Source organism: Flavobacteriales bacterium (genome assembly GCA_019694795.1).
GTDB lineage: Bacteria > Bacteroidota > Bacteroidia > Flavobacteriales_D > UBA2798 > UBA2798.
In genome coordinates this window covers 1-5,208 of the sequence record JAIBBF010000105.1, presented here as the reverse complement: position 1 = coordinate 5,208, position 5,208 = coordinate 1, and the positions used below count along the sequence as shown (strand labels likewise).

Sequence of the window (5,208 nt, the reverse complement as noted above, 5' to 3'; positions counted from 1 at the left end):
CCATCCTGCGAGCCTTCCTGGCGTTCATTCTGACGAAGAGCGGTACTGACTACCTCATTCAGATTTTCGAGCATTTTAGCCGGTGAATCGAGTTCAAGAACGAGGTTATTCAGTTGCTCCATACCAATCATGCTCACCAAGGCACCGGGAACGCCGTGTCCTGTACAATCCGCCACTGCCAGATAGGTATAGTTTTCATCTTTGCGCAACCAATAAAAATCGCCGCTCACTACATCTTTGGGTTGGTAAATCACCATCGACTCAATAAAAGAATCCATGAGCATACTGCGTTTCGGAAGAAAAGCCTGCTGAATTTTACGGGCGTAATTCAGACTATCCATTATATCCTTATTCTTCGCCTGTAGTTGTGCGGTTCGACTTTCAATTTTCTCTTCCAGATTTTCATTCAGTTTTTTCAATGCATCTTCCGATTTTTTACGTTCAGTGATATCAAGCGTAAAAATCATCAATCCATCTTCTATCGGCTCCACACGCATTTCGAACCAACTGGGGTTTCCATGGGTAAAACTCAATTCCGCTTCAAACTTATTCGATTCGCGCAACAACATGCAATTGCGCAAAGCCTGAAACATTTCGGAAAATTCAATACCGGGATATAAATCCAGCAAGGACATTCCCAAAATTTCGCGTTTGGTATGATGTTTACTTTGCGTAACCAACGCTTCGTTTACATATTTGAATTTCCAGTCGTATCCGATGATTTGAACACCTTCCAACAGATAGTCCAGTGCAAACAATCCTGCCATTATACTGGCTTGTTCCTGTTTCGATTTTACCTTTTTTACGGGAGTCGTTTTTTGCGGAACAACAATGCGCGAAGGAGTGATTAAATAGCTCATAATTTTGGTTCTTTCTACACTCCAAAACTACAAAGACCATTCAACTGAAAATGCCGATTGGGCCGCGTAAAACTACCTAAGAAGGAGACTCAATCCTTTCGAAACACCAATAAAACAAGGCCTTTTAGAACCATATCGCATTGAGGAACAAACGCGAATTTCCGCATTTATACGGAATAGAAACAGGGTAAAATCGGTATTCTCTGCAGATGTATGTTCACAAAAACGGCAGCATCATCTAACAAAAACAGAAACCCGGGTAATTATCCGTTGCGTTTAAATTCCGAAGTGGTGTGGAACGTAATTTCCGGATAGTTTTGTTCGGCCATTTTTAATAAAAAAGGCGACTCCGCCAGGTAAACCATTTGCTGATCTTTGTCGAACGCTATATTGGAAACTTTAATACGAATGAATTCTTCCAGTTTCGCTTTATCATCACTGGTGATCCAACATGCTTTAAACATATTTACGGGCATAAACTGACAGGAAGCACCATATTCGTGTTTCAGGCGGTATTGAATCACTTCAAATTGTAATTCTCCTACCGTACCAACAATTTTACGGTTACCCGGTTGCTGAATAAACAACTGCGCCACACCTTCGTCGGTGAGCTGTTGAATTCCTTTTTCCAGCTGCTTGGTTTTCATTGGATCGTTGTTCACCAGCTCGCGGAAAATTTCGGGAGAAAAACTTGGTATTCCCTGGTACAACATATTTTCACCTTCGGTGAGTGTATCTCCGATTTTAAAATTACCGGTATCATACAATCCAACTACATCTCCGGGATAAGCTTCATCAATGATATTTTTTTCCGAAGCCATAAAGCTGGTGGGATTCGCAAAACGGAAATCTTTATCCAGACGCACATGGTGATAAAAGGTGTTCTTCTCAAACTTTCCACTCACAATGCGCAAAAACGCAATACGATCTCGGTGCTTCGGATCGAGGTTGGCGTGAATTTTAAAAACGAATCCAGAAAATTTTGGCTCTGTGGGTTCAACAAAACGTTTGTCGGTTGGACGACCCTGCGGTGTTGGCGAAATGCGAATGAAGGCATCCAATAATTCCTGCACACCGAAGTTATTTAATGCAGATCCAAAAAATACAGGAGCTACTTCACCGGTGAGATAGGTTTTTTCATCGAAGGGATCGTAAACACCTTCAATTAAATCGACATCCTGACGCAGTTGTTTTGCTCCACGTTCTCCTACAATTTCATCGAGGGTATTTTCTTCGAGATGATTAATCTGAACAATTTCTTTGGCAATGGATGTTTTGCTTGCTTCAAATAAATTCAGATTTTTTTCATAGATGTTATAAACTCCTTTAAACGTTGCTCCGATTCCGATCGGCCAGCTTAAGGGACGAACACGAATATTTAATTTCTCTTCAATTTCATCCAGCAAATCAAATGCATCTCTTCCTTCACGGTCCATTTTATTAATGAAAATAATAACCGGAGTATTGCGCATTCTGCATACACTCATCAATTTTTCGGTTTGCTCCTCTACCCCATTGGCACAGTCAATCACCAGAATCACACTGTCCACCGCAGTCAGCGTGCGATAAGTATCTTCGGCAAAATCTTTGTGACCGGGCGTATCGAGCAGGTTGATCTGGAGTCCTTTGTAGTTAAACGCCATCACCGAGGTGGCCACAGAAATTCCGCGTTGTTTTTCAATCTCCATAAAGTCGGAGGTCGCCGATTTTTTGATTTTGTTCGACTTCACCGCTCCTGCCGTTTGGATGGCTCCTCCAAATAGAAGCAGCTTCTCCGTAAGCGTAGTTTTACCGGCATCCGGGTGGGAAATGATTCCGAATGTACGGCGACGATTGATTTCAACGATATTGCTCATGGGCGCAAAAATAACAAATGATTTCGCTTGGCGATGAAGAATTATTTACCACCGAAACGAAGCGCCAGTCCCAATGAAGCATTGGCACCTTTCGTCCACATGTGATTATCAAAGCCTGAAATATTTTGTGCCGTTGAATTGATGGAATAATCGGTCAACAGAAAATTATTGGAGGTATATCCGAGATTGAAATACATCCCCACATTTTTTGCAAAATACCAGTTGAAACCAGTAAACGCTCCAAAATTACTTCCGGAAAACTGATACTGATAAGGAACTTTTACGCCAACAATATCAATCAGTCGGTTAATTTCCAAATGCGATCCGCCGAATCGGAATCCAAGGTACCAGGCAAACTTATCTTTGTTAACGGGATAGAATTTTATTTCTCCGCTTAAGAATCGCGCTTTATTTCCATTCGCTTCTGCATTATCCGGATCTTCGATATAACTACCGGCCTGGAATACTAATCCAACCGAAACCCATTTAAACACGTTCACATGCACCGAAACAGGATACATCACCGTTGCCGCTCCGCTGGTATCGCGATCCAATACGGTTCCGTTGTATTTGTTTTCATATACTGTGCCATGTCCTGCGCCATCTACGCCAACCTGCGCAGAGATGGTCATGGGTGTATGCGATTGAGCGAATGTCACCACCGGTGATACCAGTGTAAAAAACAAAATAATTTTTTTCATAGAAATCGATTTACGTTGTTTCATTGTTTTTATTTCGGAATAATAATGAACCATCTCCATAACTCAAAAAACGGAAATGATGATGTAAAGCATAATCATAAATTTTTCGCCAATCTTCCCCAACAAACGCCGCCACCAATAAAATCAGCGTGCTGCCCGGTTGATGAAAATTCGTAACGAGTGCATCCACCACTTTAAAATCATAACCCGGCGCAATTAAAATGGAAGTGGAACAAATCAGGCGGTCCAACTCAAAGCGATCCATCCAATGAAGCAGATGCTGCATCGATTCGCTGAGTGAAAGAGTTTGTTCTTGCATTTCATACACTTCCCATTGTTTTAAATCGAGTTGTTCGGGACGAATCGTTGGCTGTTGTGCCAGTTTAAGTCCGATCCAATACAAACTCTCCAGCGTACGCATGGAGGTGGTTCCTACTGCCACGCGCGAACCGGAATGTCCGGCGATTTTATGAATGACCGATCGCTGCACGTCGATGGTTTCGGCATGCATATCATGACCCTCCATCTGTTCCGATTTAACCGGCTTGAATGTCCCCGCCCCCACATGTAGCGTAAGGTATTCCACTTCACAGTGATGAGCCTTTAAATCTGCAAATACGCGCTCTGTAAAATGCAATCCCGCCGTGGGTGCTGCCACCGAGCCTTCGTGTTTTGCATAGACAGTTTGATAGCGTTGTATATCGATGGCTTCCGTGTCGCGTTTTAAATAAGGAGGAATGGGTAATGCTCCCACTTCATGAAGGATTTCCGCAAAACTTTTTTCTTGCGGTTGCCAGGTAAATTGGACGAGTACCGATTGACTCGTAACTTCCTGTTTGCTGACTTTTATACGAATTCCATTTTGCTCCAACAGTAAATCTTCTTCCCGCCATTTAGATAATCCGCCCACCATACAATTCCATGCAGAACTCCCGCACGCCGCCATCGCCTGTGCCATATCTTTGTTCTCGGAAGGTTCAAGACAAAAGACTTCTATGCGACCTCCATTCGAATTTTTGAATTCGAGTCGCGCATTGATCACTTTCGTGTTATTAAAAAACAAAAGCGATCCTGCAGTTAATTCATTGGCAATGGAACGATAGTTCGATTCGGAAATGGAACCTTCTTTGTAAATCAATAAACGCGAAGAATCCCTTTCATCTGACGGAAAAACAGCAATTTTTTCCTGAGGAAGTTCATAATGATAATCGCTGATACGGATTGAACGCGGATCTTTTTTTATCTGCTCCATCAGTCCTGCACTTTACGATTTAATGTTTCAATTATTTTCAGATACTTTTCATCCCGACCATACACATCGTAATGGAAATAAATATGAGAAAGTGAATCGCTGGTTACAGTGATATAATCCACTTCTATCGGAATCGGTTTTTTTAGCGGATATCGTTTTTCAACCGCATCACGAAGTGCCCAGTTTTTTAAGGTGTCGGATGTAACAGTATCCTTTGGATTAAAATGCTCCCACACCATTTCTCCCAGTTTAAAAGGATCCTGCAAGCGCATACATCCATGCGAGAAGTTTCTCACTTCACGTTTAAACAAGGGTTTCATGGGGGTATCGTGCAAATACACATCGAATTTATTCGGGAAGTAAAAAACAATCAATCCCAAACTATTCCATGTTCCGCCTTCCTGACGAATGCGATAGGGGAAATAATCTTTACTGAGTTTTTTCCAATTCACTGCCGAAATACTTACCTCATTTTTCTTCAAATCGAAAATGCGGTAATGATGTTTGTGCATGTAATTGGTATCGCGTTTTACATAAGG

At 42.0% G+C, this 5,208-nt stretch carries 5 protein-coding genes; all 5 read right to left on the bottom strand.

What is annotated here, in order from left to right; translation table 11 throughout:
• A partial coding sequence (locus K1X56_14845; GenBank protein ID MBX7095996.1) for a PAS domain-containing protein occupies positions 1-860 on the bottom strand: 860 nt, incomplete at its 3' end.
• A gap of 263 nt (positions 861-1,123) precedes the next feature.
• Positions 1,124-2,716, bottom strand: a complete 1,593-nt coding sequence (locus K1X56_14840) for a peptide chain release factor 3 (protein ID MBX7095995.1) — start codon at positions 2,714-2,716, stop codon at positions 1,124-1,126.
• 41 nt (positions 2,717-2,757) lie between these two features.
• A complete protein-coding gene (locus tag K1X56_14835; protein MBX7095994.1) occupies positions 2,758-3,417 on the bottom strand; it encodes a hypothetical protein in 660 nt (219 codons plus the stop codon).
• A 10-nt stretch (positions 3,418-3,427) separates the two neighbouring features.
• The gene (locus tag K1X56_14830) at positions 3,428-4,669 is read right to left on the bottom strand and encodes an S-adenosylmethionine:tRNA ribosyltransferase-isomerase (GenBank protein ID MBX7095993.1); all 1,242 of its coding nucleotides are present in this window, start codon (positions 4,667-4,669) and stop codon (positions 3,428-3,430) included.
• Positions 4,669-5,208, bottom strand: a 540-nt coding sequence (locus K1X56_14825; protein MBX7095992.1) for a L,D-transpeptidase family protein, incomplete at its 5' end; no start/stop codon positions are given. The genes K1X56_14830 and K1X56_14825, both read right to left, overlap by 1 nt.

Bases quoted from the DNA above. Each gene is read 5' to 3' on its own strand.
- K1X56_14840 (MBX7095995.1), bottom strand. From the start codon at position 2,716: ATGAGCAATATCGTTGAAATCAATCGTCGCCGTACATTCGGAATCATT.
- K1X56_14835 (MBX7095994.1), bottom strand. From the start codon at position 3,417: ATGAAAAAAATTATTTTGTTTTTTACACTGGTATCACCGGTGGTGACA.
- K1X56_14830 (MBX7095993.1), bottom strand. From the start codon at position 4,669: ATGGAGCAGATAAAAAAAGATCCGCGTTCAATCCGTATCAGCGATTAT.